10 protein-coding genes and 1 tRNA gene are annotated in these 21,310 nt (G+C 39.2%); 8 read left to right on the top strand and 3 right to left on the bottom strand.

Going from position 1 to position 21,310, the window contains the following annotated elements; translation table 11 throughout:
- Positions 1-3,988: 3,988 nt before the first annotated feature.
- The gene (gene ung, locus C3B55_RS03250) at positions 3,989-4,681 is read left to right on the top strand and encodes a uracil-DNA glycosylase (RefSeq protein WP_129211424.1); all 693 of its coding nucleotides are present in this window, start codon (positions 3,989-3,991) and stop codon (positions 4,679-4,681) included.
- Positions 4,682-6,193: 1,512 nt separating this feature from the next.
- Here the strand turns inward: ung and ygfZ are convergent.
- Positions 6,194-7,135, bottom strand: coding sequence for a CAF17-like 4Fe-4S cluster assembly/insertion protein YgfZ (ygfZ, locus tag C3B55_RS03245; RefSeq protein WP_129211422.1), 942 nt, complete (start codon positions 7,133-7,135; stop codon positions 6,194-6,196).
- 144 nt (positions 7,136-7,279) lie between these two features.
- Here ygfZ and C3B55_RS03240 point away from each other — a divergent pair, with 144 nt between their 5' ends.
- From C3B55_RS03240 to C3B55_RS03230, 3 genes are all read left to right on the top strand, one after another.
- The gene (locus tag C3B55_RS03240) at positions 7,280-7,534 is read left to right on the top strand and encodes an FAD assembly factor SdhE (RefSeq protein ID WP_129211420.1); all 255 of its coding nucleotides are present in this window, start codon (positions 7,280-7,282) and stop codon (positions 7,532-7,534) included.
- A gap of 1,152 nt (positions 7,535-8,686) precedes the next feature.
- A complete protein-coding gene (rpoE, locus tag C3B55_RS03235; RefSeq protein WP_129211418.1) occupies positions 8,687-9,268 on the top strand; it encodes an RNA polymerase sigma factor RpoE in 582 nt (193 codons plus the stop codon).
- A 1,463-nt stretch (positions 9,269-10,731) separates the two neighbouring features.
- A complete protein-coding gene (locus tag C3B55_RS03230) occupies positions 10,732-12,168 on the top strand; it encodes a DegQ family serine endoprotease (RefSeq protein ID WP_129211416.1) in 1,437 nt (478 codons plus the stop codon).
- 925 nt (positions 12,169-13,093) lie between these two features.
- Here C3B55_RS03230 and C3B55_RS03225 read toward each other — a convergent pair.
- Positions 13,094-13,654, bottom strand: coding sequence for a glycine cleavage system transcriptional repressor (locus tag C3B55_RS03225; protein ID WP_129211414.1), 561 nt, complete (start codon positions 13,652-13,654; stop codon positions 13,094-13,096).
- A gap of 280 nt (positions 13,655-13,934) precedes the next feature.
- Here C3B55_RS03225 and dapA point away from each other — a divergent pair, with 280 nt between their 5' ends.
- A complete protein-coding gene (gene dapA / locus C3B55_RS03220) occupies positions 13,935-14,813 on the top strand; it encodes a 4-hydroxy-tetrahydrodipicolinate synthase (protein WP_129211412.1) in 879 nt (292 codons plus the stop codon).
- Between the two features lie 410 nt (positions 14,814-15,223).
- Here the strand turns inward: dapA and C3B55_RS03215 are convergent, their stop codons facing one another.
- On the bottom strand, positions 15,224-15,472 hold the full coding sequence (locus C3B55_RS03215; RefSeq protein WP_129211410.1) for a hypothetical protein: 249 nt from the start codon (positions 15,470-15,472) through the stop codon (positions 15,224-15,226).
- 147 nt (positions 15,473-15,619) lie between these two features.
- Between C3B55_RS03215 and C3B55_RS03210 the strand changes: the two genes are divergently transcribed.
- The 3 genes from C3B55_RS03210 to rnd all read left to right on the top strand — a co-directional run bounded on the left by C3B55_RS03210 (position 15,620) and on the right by rnd (position 21,299).
- On the top strand, positions 15,620-15,856 hold the full coding sequence (locus C3B55_RS03210; protein WP_129211408.1) for a hypothetical protein: 237 nt from the start codon (positions 15,620-15,622) through the stop codon (positions 15,854-15,856).
- 1,138 nt (positions 15,857-16,994) lie between these two features.
- A tRNA-Ser gene (locus tag C3B55_RS03205) sits at positions 16,995-17,081 on the top strand.
- A 3,090-nt stretch (positions 17,082-20,171) separates the two neighbouring features.
- Complete coding sequence (gene rnd, locus C3B55_RS03200; protein ID WP_129211406.1) at positions 20,172-21,299, top strand: ribonuclease D; 1,128 nt, start codon at positions 20,172-20,174, stop codon at positions 21,297-21,299.
- The last annotated feature ends 11 nt before the right edge of the window (positions 21,300-21,310 follow it).

Raw genomic sequence — 21,310 nt, 5'->3', positions numbered from 1 at the left:
TGTGTGTTACTAACCAGTAATACTACCATAATGGTGATGATAGTGTTCAAGTTTTGATGATAACTTGTCATTTTCATTATAATAAAAGAAAGTGCTATCTCAAGTTATTAGAGTAGAATAAATATAACGGTAGCGCAGAAAGTCTTGATTTTACCTATTTAGTAACACATGAATCAGAAGAACAAGAATAGTTTCAGGATTATTATCTTGAACATGGGCGATAAAATATCAATCGTCAGCTAGTCGTATATACCTGAATATACAGCAAAGCTTTAAAAAATGTGTTTTGTTTCTATTTTTTATGAATTAGTCTGCATTATTATTGTGTACTCGTAGAGTACGAGTATGACTTTTAGTTAAACGTTGTTCCATATGTAACTTAAATTTACCCGTATCTTCTCTGGTATTTCGTCTAACGCATTTCCGCTACAGTGTTTATATCAACGCTTATGGCATTGGTGAGTATGTTAGCCAGTTTAGCTTATCGTGTGCTTGGGTCGGCGGCGCTTTGTTCAATATATTGAGCGTGACTAATGTAAAGAATCATTAACATTTTGTTTCCTACTTACTCAGCATATATCCATCAAATTTATTTAACAAGTAACTGAGCAGAGTAATGTTGAGTTTCTGCGCATTACGCAGTGATCATGGAATATGCATGTCGACTATAACCAAGATGTGGCTAACTTATTGAAAGTTGGCTGTGTGCAGATTGATTTTCTATGCAGAGAGAATTGGTGTATTAAATAAAGTATATAAGCGAGTAAGAATCGCGTTACTTAGAGGTGCTACAAGGTTTTTCTGAGGTAATGCTTAGTGTATAAGAGTATACGCAAGAACATACTAAAATACTATGTCTAATATGCTTTTTAGCTTTTAGTATTGATATTTATAGCTACATAAACACTAGTTCTATTATAGATGTACAACATAATATCTCTGTTAATCAACATTTGATTTACATTTTGGTATAAAGACTACGCTCTGTCTAGCAGTGACAGTACACTGATCGAGGTGCACCCTTACTCGGTGAACCGGCTTAGTAAGTAGGGAGATACACTTGGCTGAGGCATAAGTGGTGCCAAACTCACCGTCGTTTAGTATGGCTTGTAGTTATTACTGGATATTGCGGCTAAAAATTGCTCCTGATCCAGAGACAGCGTTTGTGCTATTTTGCTTGACAGAAATAGTCATTTAGAGCCTGACACAAAGTATCCATCTGTCACTTACGTATCAGTGTCTGATGAGATAGGTATGACAGCGCGATTAAGCTGATACATAGTTCAGTTCTGCCACGCTCAGCATGTAAATTATAAGTGATCACCATGGTTATAATGCTTGGTTTGTCGTGCAGTTGTAGTAGAGCGTTACTTGGGATGGTGATGTGGTGTTGTCCTTACAGGTAAGCGTTGTTATAGATTGTCTAGTAATAGATTTATAGTTAGTTTAGCATACAAAAAATATATAAGTCAGCCATGTTCCGTAACCTACCATTTATTGTGCGGCGCCATTGCTGCCCATCTTCTTGCACCTGGATCTTGCATATGGTACTTACTAATAGTTCCATGCTTTGGATGTTTATTGTTATAAGTCTGTAATCACTACCAAATACTAGTTTGGTTCAGTTACCTAAACTAATCAAGGTTTGCTAGCAATATAATATTTAATATTAATTAATTAGCCGATAATAGTATATTTTTTATTATTGGTGCCTCGATCTTTTTACTGTATAAATGCGTTGAGCCGATAGCGAATTAGCGCTCGTATTAAGCGGTAACAATGTGCTGCTAATGTGTACGAAACGTGTTAATGCTAGAAATTTTGATATAAGCAAATTCTGATTAATTTTAAATTAAATATGGCTAACTGGTATTGTAAAGTATCCAGGTATCTAAAATTTAGATAGATTTATACCATCTTGTGAGTAGCCAATGAGTATAAACTGACTTAGTCAAATAATCGTAACAATCACGGTTTACCGTTAAGTGCTGAGCTATCCAGGCAACGGTTATACATCTGCGGCGTGTTTTGCAAACGGATAACTCTCTAAGTTACACAGACTGTATGCGTATGGGTAGACAACCCATCAATTTCCACCAAAATTTTCGATTGGCTAGCTGCTAGCCTTAGATCATTGGTGTGATAGATAACTTTAAATTGTTTAGGGGTAAAGATTTTTGAGCTTTAAAAGCTCAATACGGTGATTAAGGCGCTGAACCGGGCAGGTAAAATTAATTGAATTTAAATGTGGTTCAGTAAACTGCTGCCTATCTTCCAGGCTTTTATCTATCCGTATAATTAACTAGAGATAGTGAACTTTTTTGACCAGCCATCCACTTAAAAGTGGGCGGAAGCTATATTTCACTGTTGTAAATTGCAGTAATGAGAATCTACGATGCACTCTTTACTGGATAACTAAAGATTTAATTGTGCTAAGTGGATGGCTGGTTTGTAGGTGATTAGTTTGCATTAAGTGAATAAGTTGGCTATATGGCTATAGTAGTGTTTTGTGTTGGCGCGTTAGCGTGTTGCGAAGAAGTATTCAGTTTATTCAAAGTAGATATTTTGAATTATATTAAAAATATATTAAATTAAAAATGGTACTATTAGATATCTTGTTATGTCGTTAAATAATAAATATTTTTTAAAAGTCGCTGATAATGTTTTCAGACTGTTTAATAGGTTGTCATACACAAGACGACTATTATCATTATCACTGAGTTGTTTTTTCAGCTTTACTCTTTCTGTATTTATACCGTATTGTAACTATAATACAACTTATTGTCACATCATATAGTTGCGGGATAGATACTTCCAGTATCTAAACTAAAATTAGAGCAATCATGGTGGCGATGGTTTCAGGCGACGCATTCAGTGCTGTTTTTTATACCAGCTGTTTATCAATAATTTTAGACTCAATAGCTATTGTATAAATTTTAATAGCACTTCACTGTAGTAACGTCAGTGATATATGCCTAAGAATTAGATAGGTTGATGGAGCTATCTGCTTAATAATTATATTATTATTATTTTATAATTTTGGTGAGTATAGCGATATTACTGCCGTAATAAATAACTGGGCGGTATAGAGTTTTGTGGTACAGCGCGTCAGGCATGCTTAAACACTATGTTGCTGACCGCTATGCTACATAAGTAGCTATAGCTGCTTAATTTCTTAACTCAAGACATCTACATTTGCGAATGTTAGCTAGTCTGTCAATTATTGACTTATAGTTCAGTATATGAAATAATTACTTGTCTGTAAGTGGTCTGGTAAATCAGCTAGCGTATTTTTAGCGTCCTGATCCGCATTAGGACGATTTTACCATGACTTATGGGGCTATACTGAGATTGGTGCTAGTGCCAATTAGGATGGCTCTACTAGTCTTTTTTTGATTCTAGAACGTCTTTGTGGAAATTGCTAGCGATGATAGCAATGCTAGTTTTGGCAGTATGATTCTATCTGGAAACCTGGATCAAAACAGGTATCGGGTTTGCTAAATATTATTACCATAAAAGTATGTGGCCATAGGTCAGCCTGCGCTCCCTTCTAAGGAGCGCAGGCTGTTTATATAGACAATTTAGTTAGCTCAAGAAATAATGCAAACTTGCCTAGCAAGTGCGATATGGATTGGCTAGTTCCTATATCTGCAAACAGGCTCACTGCTAATTTTAGCATCATGAAGCGACTGCTTAGTGTGACGATGCACGCTGTTGCATTTTGCAGCAAACACATGTTCACGCTAAGGGCATAGTTCTGGCTTCAATAGATTGGCTGTTTGGGTTAAGTGTTTGTACGGTATTCGGCATCAATAAAATTCTGCGGTTAGATTTTCGAAGTATATCTTTATCACTGATCTCAATTAATAAATTGATAGATTATTATCATTAATTTATAAGAAACAAACTACTTGTGTGTAAAATTAATTGATAAGCGCAATTTGACTTTATAAGGTTTTCTCATGTTTTGTTACAAAATGATTTGACCATGACTGACAACATCCGTATTAAACTTGAACCAAGCTGGAAGTATGCCCTGCTAGACGAGTTAAACAAGCCGTACATGGTAGAGTTACGCGCATTTTTACGCCGGGAATATGATGCATGCAAAGAGATTTACCCACCGAAGCAGTTGATTTTTAGTGCGCTTAACTCCACCCCTCTAGATAAGGTCAAAATAGTGATTTTAGGCCAAGACCCATACCATGGACCTGGCCAAGCCCACGGTTTGTGCTTTTCGGTGCAACCTGGCCTACCAATTCCGCCATCACTGGTCAATATCTATAAAGAACTACGTCGTGACCTGAACATTAATATCCCTAACCATGGTTGCCTGCAGAGCTGGGCAGACCAGGGCGTGTTAATGCTTAATACGACTATGACTGTAGAGCGCGCTAATGCAAACGCGCATGCTGGTAAGGGTTGGCAGTTTTTTACTGACAGGATTATAAAAGTAGTCAGCGAGCATCAGCGGCACTTGGTATTTATGTTATGGGGTGCCCATGCGCAAGGCAAGCAAAACTTGATAGATATGACTAAGCATCTTGTGTTGACGTCCGTGCATCCATCGCCTTTGTCGGCGTATCGTGGGTTTTTAGGTTGTGGGCATTTCAGTAAGGCCAACAAGTTTATTGAACAGAATAATGAAATGCCGATTGAGTGGCGTTTGCCATTTATCTAAAAGTTTAGTATAACCATATATGTGTGATAGCTTTAGATTTTATTGGGTTATCAGCTCAATACTTCAATAATGGTCACACTAGATGCGATACAAACAATAAATGATACCATTTGTATCATCGTGTTTAGTACTATGGGTTGTAATATTTGGTGGTGAAGTTTATTTCAGCAATGCTGCCTGTGATCTTGCTTAAGGTAAATACATTAAGACTTTATTGTATCAGTATACTAAAATTTTACAACTAGTAAAAGTGACAAGCGCTATATTGACGCTGTACCGATTAAGATGCAATCTAATGAAGATCAGACTTAGCAAAAAATACGCGACTGAAGATGGTAACCAAGGTTACCAGGATACAAATTGGATACAGAACTGGCCAGCTACCATAAGTTACTAGTATAAGTTATGTGCATAGGGTAAAATCGCGATGTGCAGTCTTCTGGCAAAGACTTAAAAGTTGCCAGCATACATGCGCTATTACCAAAACTTATATGCTTTAGCATGCCGTATCACGGCAGTACACCATGCTATTGCATATTTACGTTAAATGAAAAATTAAGATTACCTGACTACAACTATCCAGTATTTTTAAAAAAATTCAGTGATGCAATCTTCACCGCCGCAACTAGGTGAAACTGTACTATAAGAGTATATAAAACTTCTGTGCTGAATCAAACAACTGTTACGTTTTTAATTATTTTTACCTATTGATTATGCTGGCAGTTCAATTGCCATTGCATAACTTATTACTAAACGCGGTCACGAGTTATGATCTCTACTGACAGTAATTTAAGCTCGACCAGAGCTACTGGTCTGCGCAGTAGTGATTTAGGAACTTAATACTAGAGTCAGCAGGTTTGAAGGTGCTGGTGAACTTTATTGATAGCTGATCACTAAAAATATTTAGTATTTTTTATCTAGTTTATTGCGCAGTGTTTTATTTTAGTGTTGATTCGTAGTTTGCTGATTGCCAGCAGATTAAAGTTGTCATGTTTGGGACTAACATGTGATGCTGCGATAACAAGATATTAACTGACATACACGATACCGATGTAATTTAGATATGTCAAGCTGTACTATATGACAACGTGCCAGCAAGGCAATCATGCTAAATTATTCAGCTGCCGCACCATACTTACCTATTTTGACCTCGATGATTTTAGAAAGAGCAATGAATATCTGTGCCATCAGCAGGTTACTAGATAAGTAACTATTAAGCTGTTTGATGTCAGTATTACAGGTCCTAAATTTTTTTGGATTTTGCAGCTGCTAGCTGTTCGCCACTTTGATAGAGCTAGCTGAAATAGCAGTATTCATCATTGAATACTTTTTACAAATATCTGATATTGATTTCTCACTCTTTTGTTAAGCTGACTATTTTTTCAAAAATATTTACAATTAATGTTGGTAGAATATGGTGATTATTATGGATAGCCTGTACTAAAGCATGTACTAGTTTTCCACTAGGTTATGGGTTAACGTGCTCTTATGGTGTTGTAAAAAGTATCGTTATTAACGCTGTATCTCTTTATCGCGATCCAGTAAATATGGCAGGTCTAGTAGGTTGAGACGTGGGCCATCCATGGTACCTATGTGCACATCGCAGCTGTTAGCAGCCTCGATGTGCAGCACTGCTAAAAGCTCAATCGATTGATCAGCTTTTGCTGCGATGACGACTTTACTGATTGTGCTGTTATGGTTTCGTGAGAATAGCTGCGTACCTGGCTTGGGTAATTCTGTAGAACTTAAACTCAGTCGATACAGGCGCCTTTTGCACATACCTAAGTATTGCATGCGCGCGACGATTTCTTGTCCAGTGTAGCAGCCTTTCTTAAAGCTAACACCGCCTATAGCCTGTAGGTTTAACATCTGTGGGATGAATAATTCACTAGTCTGCGGCATAACTTGACCAATGCCAGCACGGATCTGGCCTAACAGCCAGTCATTTAAGTTAGCTTGTTGCAGTTTGTTGGTCAATTGATTGCGTATGGCGTCTGCTTGCTTGGCGGATACCCAAAGTTCAGCGCGACCTGGAGAGACGCGAACAGCGATTAACGTATCTGTGCGTACGACGCTATCTGTTTCTATTGGCAGTGCAAGGCCTATGGCTGCCATAGCCTGATCCGCATTTGATAGGCCAAAGCGTACCCAGGCAGCGCTTTCGTTAATTAGCTTAGATTTGGAGAACATAGCGTATTTCTTCAGATCTACTAGTTGCGGTTCAAGTAACCCATTAGCCATAGCCAGCAATACGCCGTCACTTTGCAGTAGGATGCGAAAACTTGACTGCATGCGGCCTTTTTGCGTGCAGCGTGCCCCTAGGCTAGCTTGACTATTACTGAGGTAATTTAGGTTGCAGGTTAGTTGTCCTTGTAAAAACTCGGCGCTGTCGGAGCCGCGAACAGCAAGAACGCCTTCGTGTGTAAGCGGGCAAAAAAAAGCATAATCAACCATAATTTATCGCAAATGAAAAAGTTATGTCTATATTATAGAAAGGTATTCTGTACATGAATAGCTTCAGTACAGGGCAGTTCAAATCGATTAGTACGCTAGTGCTAGTTCTATATATCTATTTAGTATAGATGTGAGGAATGATTCATGGTCAAGGATGTAGACATCAATTGCCTTTACTGGCGTAGTCGTCGTAGTATGCTGGAGCTAGATGTGTTGCTAGTGCCTTTTATTACAGATGTGTATGCGAGGCTCGATAAGGTAGATCGCGAACTTTATGTTAGGTTGCTGACTTACGAAGATTACGACATATTTAGCTGGTTTATGGAGCGCGCTACACCTAAGGATTCGGAATTACAGCGTATGGTTCGAATGATTTTAGATCATGCCTGGTTTAAATGAAATATATTCAAATACAGGTTATTGTTGTCCTTGCGTTCTATGGTTGACTTAAACATTAAGCATTCTACATTGGTAGGGTAGTTTAACAAGATCATGTTTATGATTAACTTTAATAGCAAATAAAATTTGCCCATAATTACCATAGCTCAGCAGAAACTACACATGGTGCTAATTGTGTTGCAGGCTAATTATGTTGGTGCGCCACGTAAGTGTATTCCACAGTTAAAGTTCATGTTTAGACATCTGGTGATGTCGATTTTGAAAGTTTTGCAGCGTTCGTGGAAGTTATGAATAGTAAGTCTAAATGATGTGGGTAACGATATCCAGTGGCGTCAGCTCTACTGGCAGTTCAATGCATTGCATGAACTTCTAAGCATTCGGCAGTGCTAGGTGAGTACTTTCAGTGTGCAGGGTTTTAGTAATCTCTAAAAAACTTGTGATTTACGGATGATATTATAAGATAAAGTGGAATGGATTTAACTCCATAGTTAGTCACTTTGGATAGATTAAATGTTCAGTTATAGTAACCCTGGCACAGCCTGAGCTAAGAACGTTGTGAGCCGTTAGCTAATCGTATTTGTTTGGCATGGCGGTGTACAGATGGCTGAAGATGGTTCAGGCTATATACTTTAATTGTACTACTATTTAATTGCCACAATATCATGTTAAAACTATTGGCTTGATTTTTTAGGATTCTGTAAAGCGATCTGACCAGCTAGATAAGCCTGATGTTTGGGTGGATGAATTAAAGTAGTTATATAAATAATTAATATTATAGTAGTAAGTGACCTAATATCTTGGTATTTGTGGCAATGTGAGATTGCGGTATACAGCAAAAACCATACCGCCATACTAGTTAATATAAGTAGCATGGTAACTTTTTGCATGAACTGTGACTACAATAGCAGGTAGCTTAAAAGCTAAGAAAGCGTTTAGTTTGTTGTTTTGTAGAGAGCATTTTGCATATCAAGAAACCAGTAAAAGATTATCGATGCAGACGGCTAAGACTACTCTATGTTTTTTGTACGCCAAATAAGTGTATGCTGGAAATTTGCTTCTAGGTGATGGTTTTGCGAAAATTGCTTGCTTATGTTTACAAGTCTAATTATTTAGTTATATATGAATCTCCTTCAATTATAGCGAGGAGCACTTATGCTAGCCAAGGCAGAAGATCAACAACTAGTTGATTGCGTTCAACGCGGCGATAAGCGAGCATTTGATCTACTAGCGCTGAAATATCAGCACAAAATTCTTGGATTGATCGTGCGATTTGTGCATGATACCCATGAAGCACAAGATGTGACACAGGAAGTCCTTGTCAGGGCATATTGTGCACTTGGTAATTTTCGCGGTGATAGTGCGTTTTATACGTGGTTGTACCGCATCGCCATTAACGCGGCTAAAAATTATTTGGTGTCTAATAGACGTCATTTACTAGGTATTGACATAAGCTTGGAACATACAGAATTTTATGATAGCAATTACAATCTAAAAGATCTCGAGTCACCAGAACGTGCCTTGCTACGCGACGAGATGAAAGGCGCCGTTTACCAAGCAATTCAGCAACTACCAGAAGATTCACGTACAGCATTGATCTTACGTGAATTCTCTTTTCTTAGCTATGAAGACATTGCGAATATCATGCAATGTCCGATGGGAACTGTAAGGTCTAGGATTTTCCGAGCCAGGGAATTGATCGATAAGGCTTTGCAGCCGTTATTGCAAGAAAACTAAAGATAGCAACAGCCTAAAGACTAAACTACCATGAGTCATAATGACCTGTAGTAATCACTGTTATGTAGTGATTTATCACAAAGCGAATTAACGGGAACTTCTTCGAGCGCTTCATGCATTTAATAGTGCCGAAACCAGTGATATCAGTCTTATTACTAAGTGATTAAGGCCACGATGCATAAAGGTCTTCTAATTTATTATCTGGACAATGCTGCAGCTGTTTTTTGTTACTCTGGCTGATGAATCTATTCCTGTTCAAGCTACTAGTGGTTTATGGTGTGAGCTTAAGTCGCTTAGTAGTTACTGCTTAGGTAATTGTTGCGGTGCTGATAAGTGTTCTCCTACATATAACCAGAATATAATTATCGGTACCTGTTTCGCTAAATAAATTGAGTGGTTAATCATGAATGATTGGCAAGTTACAAGTGTAGCGGTACTGCTCGATTACAAGGAAATGTTCTAATTACCATTAGCCACAAAGCTAACTATGTACTTCAGGAAGTTTATTCTGGTTCGCATGATCAGCGCGTTCTAGACTAATTGCGTTGATACTCACAGGAATCAACCTTGCAAGTTACTGAAAGCGTTTTGCTATACGCTTGCATGGTCAGCTTAGAAAGCTGTTGAAATAATTCAACTACTAACTAAAGAGGACCACCATCCGTGCTATTCTGCTAATTATGTTTTTTGCTTAGTGGCTTGCTTTGTGCTGTCCACCAATGCTAATACAGATTACAAGTGGCTGACCCAACTTAGGCGCGCAAAGCATTAGTACTGTGGCATCTATCTAGGATTATTATGTCTTTAAGTAGTTTTAGCAGATCGATTGTTTTATCTATTAATTGGTGCTGTTGTGGTGGGTAAGACATATATAATGTGCAGGTAACACTTAACGGCCAACCTCAATGGTCTGCCTGATACGCCTTCCTACGTACTAGGCCAGCAAATACTGATTGAGTTCTATGAATGAGTCTTTATTGACAAATCTCACGTGTCCAGTCGTAATGCAATGATTATATTAATTGATAGTTGGAAGTGTGAACTAGTATATACACTAAATATAATCTCAACGATTACCGTGTCGCTATGTTTTGGCGCATTCGATAGTAAATCTATGGTAGTTTGTCGGCGAAATCTTTGTTGGGACCACTGAACGTATTGTACTATCAATGCGTAGTTAAAATATTGCCGGTAAACTGTTAGTTATTAATCATATGTTTGTCCTAAGTTGTCAGCATGGGCCAATGCTTGTTTATGGGGATTGCGGATTGAAGGGATTGTGGAGGGCTTAGAAATGAAATTTTTGAATGAGTATTTCAACTTGTAAGGTACTGGAATTTGTTTGCAGGTCAAAGCTTATCGACTCTATATTGTATTTTATTTGTGGAACAAATATGCCGTTTATAGTTTTTGGTATTTTTTGAACCTTATCGCTCAACCATGCTTGTTGTAATGGGAACTGTATGTCGATACTACGTTTGAAGTCTTACCTATTCATAGTTGCCACTGTGTTGATACTGGGTCAGACCGTGTCTGCGCAAGCGTCTGAGCTACCAGACTTTGCCCAACTGGTGGAGCAGGCTTCACCTGCCGTAGTAAACATTAGTACTACGCAGAAGCTACCGGATCGTAAAGTTTCCATCCGGCAGATACCGGACCTAGAAGGCTTGCCGCCTATGCTACGCGAGTTTTTTGAACGTGGCTTGCCACAACAACGCCCCCCACGTAGCGGTAGTGGTCAGCGTGAGGCGCAGTCCCTGGGGTCGGGTTTCATTATTTCATCTGACGGCTATATTCTTACCAACAACCACGTGATTGTTGATGCTGACGAAATTCTTGTGCGTCTAGCAGATCGTAGTGAGTTGAAAGCCAAACTAGTAGGCACTGACCAACGCTCTGATGTGGCACTGTTAAAAATTGAAAGCCAAAACCTACCGGTACTAAGGTTAGGCAAATCCCAAGATCTAAAAGCTGGGCAATGGGTAGCCGCGATTGGTTCACCGTTTGGCTTCGATCATACTGTAACTCAGGGTATAGTGAGCGCAATTGGCCGCAGTCTACCAAATGAAAACTATGTGCCCTTTATTCAGACAGACGTGCCGATTAATCCTGGTAATTCTGGCGGTCCGCTATTTAACTTAGCCGGCGAAGTAGTTGGAATAAACTCACAGATCTATACCCGTTCTGGCGGTTTTATGGGTGTATCTTTCGCTATCCCGATCGATGTAGCCATGGACGTTTCCAATCAGCTCAAAAGCGGCGGCAAGGTTAGTCGTGGCTGGTTAGGCGTAGTAATACAGGAAGTAAATAAGGACTTAGCCGAATCGTTTCATCTAGATAAACCAGTTGGCGCGCTGGTTGCGCAGATCCAAGACGATGGCCCTGCTGCTAAAGGCGGTCTACAAGTAGGTGACGTAATTCTCAGCATAAATAGCCAGCCTATAATAATGTCAGCTGATTTACCGCATCTAGTAGGTGCCTTGAAAGCAGGTAACAAAGCCAAGCTAGAAGTGATTCGCGACGGTAAGCGTCAGACTGTTGCGCTGACCGTAGGTGCGATCCCTGAAGAGGGTATGGCCCTAGATGCTTTAGGTAATGCTAAATTAGGCGCTGAACGTAGCAGTAATCGCTTAGGTATAGCTGTAGTTGAGCTAACCGACGAGCAGAAGAAGAGCCTCGAACTTAAGAGCGGTGTTGTTATTAAGGAAGTTCAGGATGGTCCAGCTGCCTTAATTGGCCTTCAGTCAGGCGATGTGATCACACATCTAAATAGCCAGGCTATCAACTCTACCAGAGAATTTATCGACATAGCTAAGGCGTTACCAAAAAATCGCTCAGTGTCTATGCGCGTACTGCATCAGGGTAGCGCAAGCTTTATCACCTTTAAGCTGACTGAGTGACCAACTAACTTGATTAGTCTCAATAAAAAATTATTATTGTTCGGTAAAAGTGGTGGAGCCTTATTGTTATAGCTTGCACTAAATATCTATAAAAATATATTTTTTTGTTTTATCAACTCATGCTAGCATGAGTTGATCATGAGAATCATTGAAAATTGTTGCTAGTTTGAAGCTATTTAAAATATAGTTAACGCATAGCTTGTTTAAAGTTGTTGACCAGAGTAAATTACTCTGCGTACGTCTAATGTGCCCCCGTTTTTTTACATTGGCTGTACGGTTTTTTTGTTTGAGTAGCAAATCCATTAGTATTTAAAGACATGATCGTGCTAGTTATCTAATCAATATTCAGTCAGTTACGTTGTTGAGTATCTGGCAAATAACTGCTATTTATATTCAGTTTCATTTTGTACTTGGCGCCTTTGATTTATGCGATTACTAGGTCACAGTGCCAGTACTATGCCTGCTTGTTAGTTTTCTTCTAGCATAGTCTCTAGAAGAGTTAGGCGATAAGGCTATGTATGTCTTATTCTTATTTTGAGCTGGCTTTTATGCATAACGTGATATGTTGTGCAATCTAATGGGAGAGGACCAATTTGCTGCAGCTGTATTAAACAGCTGGCAAACTGCTTCATTATTTTTACCGCTAAAACTAAAAGGAAATTTTGCCCAGCTATAAAATTTTCGTGGAACTGCATTCTGTTACACGATAGCCACTCTGCAAGACCTCGAGGCAAGCAGTCTTGCCTGTGTACTAGTCACAAAAACTATAAACTTTGCCAGAGCAACTGGGCGTGCTGTTTTCAGGTAGAAGCAAATCACCACCATCCCAACCTTGTTTTGAAAATACAGGTCTTGCTGTTAGTGGCATGAGCTTCAAAATTAGTCGTAGGTTTGCTAATGTTTACTAGCATATATGAATACTTCCTTACATTGTGTTTTGTGGGCGCCATGGCTCGATCATGGCATCAAGATTTAGGGCATCGGCGAGATCCAGGAACTGGTCGCGCAGCCAGCTAATTTGCACGCCGATTGGTAAAGTTAAGGTAAATGTAGCATTGAGCATAGTTCCGCTAGTTTGCGGAATCTGGTATGTGTCGCAGATTAAATTTTCTAACTCGATATTGTGATCAATAAAGAATTGGCACAGCTTGTTGATGATGTCTGAGCGGTAAACCGAGCTAACATATGCCACATAAGGCAGCGCCTGCGGGCGACTTACCAGTGCGGCACTGCGCACTACATTAACAGTGAAGTCATGTTTCTTTGTTAGGCCTGGTAGGCCTGTTTCTAGGCGGGCGAGAGAGTCCCAAGTGCCAGAAACCTGCAAGACTAGCGCGCTGCATACGCCATGACGTGTAAGGCGAGAAGTTACGATAGCGCAGCGGTTTTCATGACTAGCGCGGTATATAACGTTAGTCAGTTCCATAGGGTTGGTACCGATGGCGCTGATAACAAGGAATTGTTCTCGAACTATGGGTGTAAACATGCAGCCTTCCTAAAACAATGAACAGTCTATAATGGTTACTGGCTATAATCGATCAAAGTATGAAAAGGTAGCGAAAAGCGTCACCAAGAGATAGAAAATGGCATGAGCATTAAGGGATCATGCTTAGTTTTAGCCTGCTTCAGGTAACACCATTAATCAAATAATAGTATTATTCATTGTTTAATTTATCTATAACTTATCTTCAGGCGGTACTTCGCTTGTACAAGCATCTTGGCACCAGTAACATTACGGCTCTTTTTTTTCTGATAGGAGCGGTTGCATGATTGCGGGTAGTATGGTGGCACTGGTTACTCCTATGAATGCACGCGGTCATCTCGATTGGGATAGCCTGGGCAAACTAGTAGACTTACACCTGCAAGAGGGTACTAACGCTATTGTGGTTGTCGGCACTACAGGTGAATCAGTCACCCTGGATGCTAAAGAACACATTCAGGTTATTAATTTTGTGGTTACGCGTGTTGCTGGTCGCATTGCCGTGATTGCTGGCACGGGAGCCAACTCGACACGTGAAGCAATTGAGCTAACACAGAACGCCAAGAAAGCTGGCGCTAATGCCTGTCTACTGGTAACTCCATACTACAACAGGCCGACCCAGGAAGGTCTGTATCAGCACTTTCGCGTCATTGCTGAAGAGGTTGATATTCCTCAGATTCTCTACAATGTTCCCGGCCGTACTGCATGTGACATGAAGGTTGAGACTGTAATCCGTCTCTCTACTGTACCCAATATTATTGGTATCAAGGAAGCCACTGGCGACCTGCAGCGTGCTAAGGGTATTCTGGCAGGCGTAAGCAGAGACTTCCTGGTATACTCTGGAGATGATGCCACAGCAGTCGAATTGATCCTATTAGGTGGCAAGGGGAATATTTCCGTGACTGCTAATGTCGTGCCGCGGGCTATGAGTGATATGTGCGCTGCTGCTATCGCCGGTGATGCCGCTATCGCGCGTGCGATCCATGAGCGGCTGATGCCGCTTAATAAAACACTGTTTATTGAATCCAACCCTATTCCTGTGAAGTGGGCGCTATTTGAGATGGGCTTAATACCAGAAGGTATTCGTTTGCCGCTTACCCGTTTCAGTGAGGCTTGTCACGAACCGCTGCGACAAGCATTACGCCAGTCTGGCGTCTTAATTTAATTTAGGTGGTCTTACACATGAAACGATTAGGCAGACCTTCCAGTAGTGGCTTTGATTATTTTCAGCACTAATAGCTTGCTGTTAATGCTGGGGGGCAGATCGCCGACCTCCATGACCGCAGTAGCGATTATATATCAGCTCAAGCAACTAAACTGTTGCAACCCCAGCCTAACGTTAACTTTGACGCACACCTTGAATATGTGGTGCTGACTCCGCACAACGTTACTGATCACTTTATCAAGCATGGGTACGCTTGTGCTACGTTATTAGACAATTTTGGCTACGCCTGACGTCAGCGACTATAGTCTACAGAATATCGGCAATAACCGTTAGATCATAGTTCGACGTCAGCTTCCTGAAGCTTAGCTAGTGGTGGTAAAATATTTTTAAAATAATGATTTTCTTGTTAATCAATGGCTCCTGCAGATTGGTGAGTTCACCACATTGTAGCAACGCATTAGCGAACTATTCAATAGCATAGCTAAACGCTTAAAAGCCAGTAATATATTATCAGACAGTGAACTACGTATATGTGTGCGCATTGAACCAGGCGCATAGCGCAAATACCAGTATGGGTCTACGTAGTTAGCGCTAAACGCGTGATTGGCAGTATCGCTAGCGGTATATTTACCGCGCTTAGTCAATATAGAAGTTGACACTGCATTAATTAATTCATGAGTTATATGCTAGCTGAGCCGTATCTCTAAAAATGACGACCTGGCCCTATTACGCTCGCCACTAGTTACTTCGATAAACCCAACCGCGTCAGCTTTATTGAAGATAGTAGCAGGAACATAGTTCTAAATATGAATCCAGACCTCAACCATGTCTGGATTCGCGCTAATTTTGCATTGTATCATAAGCCTTGGCGTATTGAAGATATAAACTTTAGCCGTAGCCTATACTATATCAACATGGTTAAGATAAAAGAGCAGAGAGAAGACAAGCTAAGTTGTAGTAAATTATGCGGCAGTAAGCTTTCCAGGGAAAAGATAGAAACCGGCACTGAGCGCTACCAGGTTTATCCAGCAATGCCAGCGTAAACGTGCAAGTAACTTGTCGAGAATAACAACAATATCGTTGTGCCTGCTGCAAGTTTTTATGGAAAAAATTATTCTTTCAGCATCTAGAGGTGTAAGTCTTAGTGATCCATGAATCATGCCAGTCAACCAGCATTATGCGTGCTTGTTATCTCAGTACTATAGCTTTCTGGGACAACTGAGTAATTGTGTTTTAATATGGACGTGCAAACTAATACAATATATAAATTTATTATTAGATATTGAGATGCTGTAAATTAGTACGTTAAGCATAAACATAACTTTTGTAGTGCACGGACGCCTATAGGAGCTAACGCAACACATATTTTAAGATACTAGACTTGGTTCCGTGATTTTAAATACCTTGATAATCAAAGGCAACCACTGATAAGATTTGCTAGTATGTAATTATTAGCAATACTTTCTTAAGTAGTAAATGTGCTATGAGCTAGTTTATTTCAATAAACACTAGTCGGCATACCTGGTGTTTAAGTTTGGATGGCAAGATTGGTAGCGCTTTAGCTGCGCCTGTTTTTCTTGGCAAGCGAAGCTCATTATGTAAAATAGATAATTTTATTATTGTAGAATCTACAGTAGCACACAATACTGTTGCAGCAGATTGCTTAATCTAACTATTTTACAACTATATATCTACTTTGGCATTTTAATGGTAAGCGCATAAAATAATTTGACTAGAAAAGCATAGCAAATAATAAGCTGCATATCTGTGTAAGGCATACAGATGCTTGAAGCGGTTAGTATTTTGGCTTAATTCAATAAGCCGTTAAGCTACAATGAATACTTGGTAAAAAGTTTGATATAATCTATATCATAAATGCTATACGTAACTATATTACCATTTGCCTAGTTAAGCATTGTAGCATCAAAGTGGCGGTCAAGTTTAACCCGTACACGTTTAATGCGTTCCTGAAAGATAGTTATGGGCACACTATTTATCAGCAAGCCTCTTTATGTTGAGTGTAAGGCTTGGCCTTAAGTATCGCTAATATGATTGGCATGTATGAAGAGGTGATTAGTAATTTCTGTGTACTGCCTTTGCTTTAATCTAGTATATAATTTTTAAAAAAAATTATGCTTATGGTTTGTTTTTACGAAACACACTGTTATAATATGCTCCGCTGGAGAGATGCCAGAGTGGTCGAATGGGACGGATTCGAAATCCGTTGTACCTTCGCTGGTACCTAGGGTTCAAATCCCTATCTCTCCATTATTTTATAAATAAAAAGCTATATGACTAAATAATTTATTTAGCTTTTTTATTTTTCAGCAGTCAAAATTTACTACTCGCTAAAATATCTAGTTGCTTCTCGATAAATCTGGTATGCCCCCTCTTTATTAGCGATTGATAACTACATAATTTTTTATCAATCGTCTGATCAGAAACTATATAAACAATATTACAGAGTGTACTTTTGTAGTAGTAAGACAGACCACGTAGCTATTAGCTATAATCATTAAGTTGTTGAAGATCTTTATTATCTTCTTCTTAAGTTGCTAAAAAGTTTTTTGTCAAACTATTATTATTTTTTAAATGCATGCATATTGAAATCAAAGCTATCGGTTATTCATACTAACTGCACCTCCTTACCTTAAGTAGGTGCTTTAGCGTTCTTAGATTTTAGCTATTACAGTGTTTTGTCAATTTTGATTATTAAGATTGACTTAGGTAGTATTTCGCTTTATGTTCTATCATATTAAAATGTTTAACATTTGAGCTTCTCTGGTTTGAAACAAGCGCTAGCTTTTAGTTATCACCAATACTGATATTTGTAAATTTTACAAACGACTGATACAGTATCCAGTAATAGTTGTCATTACATTATACAATATTGCCTTATATATTATAAACTGCATTATGCGATAATGCACTATTAGCTAATTCAAATATCTTGATTACTACTATGTGAGCCATGCAGTGCTTGCATGTAATTACACTGCTGAGATACTACCAACTATGGTCATCTACTAAGCGTAACAAGACTGTGCATCAGCACATAGGCCTTATGCGACCTTAGGTTTCTTCTGTTGTAACGTCGCTTTATAGAAAACTTATAACTTGGTATACATACATGTAGCTACCTAAATCTTATGTGCTGGACTTTTAACTAGCTGCATAGCTATAATATAATTCTGTCTGATAGATAGATACAGTATCGGATACTGTATACAAAAGCTATATAATATACAATATTAATATTGATGCTGATTCTTAGTTTATCTCTGGCAATACTAAAGATTGCCTAAATAGTGCCTTTAAATTTTTTGGCGATTCTTAGATAAGCTATCTATCTTAAAGTGCGCTTATTAACAATTAGATAATTATAGGCTTGCAAGCGGTTATCAGTTATAGCTATAGCTTGATGTTAAGCTCTTGTAGCTAATTACGTGGAAGGTATATAAGCAGGCAGTTCAATTACTCTTTGAGTAATTGGTAAGTCTTGCAGTGATTGTCAGGCATGCAATCTTGCAAGAATCAGCAAGCCTATAATAAAAAATTATAGCCAAACACTTTGCTGACCATAGCAATGCAACACTCATTTACTATTAATAAGTGCCATCTGATGGCACACGTTAAACCTTGTTTCTTGTTAAAAGCATCACTAAATGCGCCTATACTCCATAAAGCCCTATACTTTACCGCTGCTCCGTTATTAATCTGCATTCTAAATCGATCACTTACGTAATGCGCTTGTCGCCATTGCATCTAATGCATCTGTAATATAAGTGCCATAATATACGAATAAAATTTACCACCATCGTAATTTACTACATATACTTATACCGCAAGTAATTCACTCTGGTGATAACACTATAACTCTATCATTGAACAATCGACTATATATAACACTTTGTTTAGTGATTGGTTTGCGCAGGTCTATACGCTACAGTTGCTCGATAGTGTGCAAATATTTATTGACTTACAATAACAAGTGTTATTACGCATGCTACATGCTAAACAAGCTGGATTGGATTATATAGTTAAAGATAGTGAATACGCTGTTGAGTCACTTAACGCAGGATTAATTCAAAAGCATTATTTTGTAATCATAAATTTAATCATGATGATAGTATCGTAAGGCCCTTTGGTAGCTACTAGTGACACCGTTTAAGTTTTTTATGTTTATAAGTTATATAAAATATACCTAGTATATACTAGAAACGAAGCTGTTAGCTAGGTTTTACGCGTTGATGAATTTAGTTAGGCGTAATAGTTACAAATTGAAATTAGCAGTCAATAGTGAATACTAATTTAGATGCTGTAGTATTTTTACTTTATAAATTAGTGTAATGGTGTAGCTAGCAAAATTGATGTAGCTATGACCTTAGTATTCACTAAATAAATTATTTTTATTGAAATGGTATTTACCAGTGCATTTAGTTTTAACGAGTTACACTGCTGAAGATATAGCGGTCTCACATAGCTCTTTTCCGTAACGCTACATTTTAGAAATGTAGAATATGTGCTAGTTTTTGCCTTGTATTATAGTGGGCAGGCTAAGCTTGTTAAATGGTACCGCTACTGTCTAGTAGAGTATTAAAAGTGCGCAGCACTAATAATGACATCATTACCGCTAATAGCTTGCTATATAAAGTAGCAGCATCTGTTGTCGACTTATTTAACGGTGACGCCTTAGCGTACAGCAAAATTGCAGGCATTACTCGCAGTAGTATATTGATAGTAATTCAATTAATATGCTTATTCAAGTAGTTAGCTACCGATACGATTGTTAGCGCAATGAATTGCGATCTTGTTTCTGATATTCTCCACTGCAGCGCAGTGGATAGCCTAGTATTTGCGGCGCTATCTGAAGCTTTACTTGGTTGCGATAACAGTTTTTGCTGGTACTCCAGCGCAGCATCCGCAAACGTCATAACCAGAATGCTTTTGGTAGTCAATGTCTTGGTGTTTATCTCAAAGTAAAATACGCTGAATATTACTAGTTAATAGGAAAATGAGTAAGGATGAGTAGTTTTGCTATTTTGCATGGTTATATAGCGCTGCTGAGTAAATTTTATCTGGTCAAGTCTCGACATGCTGATTGTTTCTGTTAATGCGTAGACATCTTTTGATGGCTAGCTTTCGCTGGGTATGGCCTTAAAACATTAAATATCAAGCGTTCTTGGTGTGTATTCAGCTATCATGGCTGTACGTTTTTTGTAAGAGAGAAACTGTCCACATATCTGCTGACAGTTTTGCATCTCTTGTAAAAGATTTTATTGGCGTATCGTATTACGAACGCCTGCAAGCCTTTTTATACGATATATACTTTAAACTATTCTTTAAAGGAGTAGCCGTGTGGCTGTTGATATTCACTGGATCTGCGGCAACTATAGTCTCGGTTGGCATTGCCATGAGTGGCAGCAGTTGCCATTCGTGGCAATCGACACTGAATTTATGCGGATTAACACTTTTTACCCCCTTGCTGGACTGATTCAGATTGGTGATGGCATCAGTGCTTATCTGATTGATCCATTGACCATTAATAACTGGCAACCATTAGCGGCCTTGCTAGAAAATCCAGCAGTGACCAAGGTGCTGCACGCATGCAGCGAAGATCTCGAAGTTTTGCGACGCTTAACCGGTAGCTTGCCGATACCGTTGTTTGACACTCAATTGGCAGCAGCGTACTTGAATCTGGGTTTCTCCATGGGTTATTCACGCCTGGTGCGGGCCGTTCTTAACATCGAGCTATCTAAAGGGGAAACTCGCTCAAATTGGCTGCAGCGACCATTATCCGAGATGCAAATCAGCTATGCTATCGAAGACGCAGCGTATCTAGCTGAGGTCTACATGAGATTACGTTCGCGACTTTCGGACAATAAATACGCCTGGGTGCTAGAAGATGGCGCTGAATTGGTGTCCAGTCTGCGTCGTGAAGTTAATCCTTACGAAGTATATTGCGACGCTAAGTTGGCATGGAAACTATCCAGATCTCAGCTCGTTGTACTGCGTGAACTATGCGCATGGCGTGAACAACAGGCCAGGGCGCGTGATTTGCCGCGCAACCGCATAATTTATGAACGCTCATTGTGGCTAATGGCCACGTATCGGCCAGATAACCTCGTAGCACTGGGCAAAATTGCATGTATTCATCAGTGCACCTTGCATCAAGATGGCCAGGCACTGCTGGACCTAATCAAACATGCCGGTAGCGTATCTATGGACCAATGGCCATTAGCTGTGTCTAAACCGCTACCTGTGGACGCAGCAGTTCTGATTAAACAATTGCGTGCCCTTGGCCAAGCTGAAGCTCAACGCTTAAAAATAGCCCCAGAACTTATGCTGCGCAAGAAAATTCTAGAAGTTCTAGTTAAAAGCGGCTACCCATCTGGTCCTTATAAGTTACCAGATATGCTACGTGGCTGGCGTCGTGAGTTAATGGGTCAAGCCCTGCTAGATGGTTTAGCTACAGTAGGAAAATAGTCTTAAACGCA

Origin of the sequence: Candidatus Pseudomonas adelgestsugas (assembly GCF_004124255.1) — a bacterium.
In the GTDB taxonomy this organism is placed as follows: Bacteria; Pseudomonadota; Gammaproteobacteria; order Pseudomonadales; family Pseudomonadaceae; genus Aquipseudomonas; species Aquipseudomonas adelgestsugas.
Note: the sequence above shows the minus strand (reverse complement) of the source record. Positions and strands in the feature narration are given on the sequence as shown.

Bases quoted from the DNA above. Each gene is read 5' to 3' on its own strand.
- ung (WP_129211424.1), top strand. From the start codon at position 3,989: ATGACTGACAACATCCGTATTAAACTTGAACCAAGCTGGAAGTATGCC.
- ygfZ (WP_129211422.1), bottom strand. From the start codon at position 7,135: ATGGTTGATTATGCTTTTTTTTGCCCGCTTACACACGAAGGCGTTCTT.
- C3B55_RS03240 (WP_129211420.1), top strand. From the start codon at position 7,280: ATGGTCAAGGATGTAGACATCAATTGCCTTTACTGGCGTAGTCGTCGT.
- rpoE (WP_129211418.1), top strand. From the start codon at position 8,687: ATGCTAGCCAAGGCAGAAGATCAACAACTAGTTGATTGCGTTCAACGC.
- C3B55_RS03230 (WP_129211416.1), top strand. From the start codon at position 10,732: ATGTCGATACTACGTTTGAAGTCTTACCTATTCATAGTTGCCACTGTG.
- C3B55_RS03225 (WP_129211414.1), bottom strand. From the start codon at position 13,654: ATGTTTACACCCATAGTTCGAGAACAATTCCTTGTTATCAGCGCCATC.
- dapA (WP_129211412.1), top strand. From the start codon at position 13,935: ATGATTGCGGGTAGTATGGTGGCACTGGTTACTCCTATGAATGCACGC.
- C3B55_RS03210 (WP_129211408.1), top strand. From the start codon at position 15,620: ATGAATCCAGACCTCAACCATGTCTGGATTCGCGCTAATTTTGCATTG.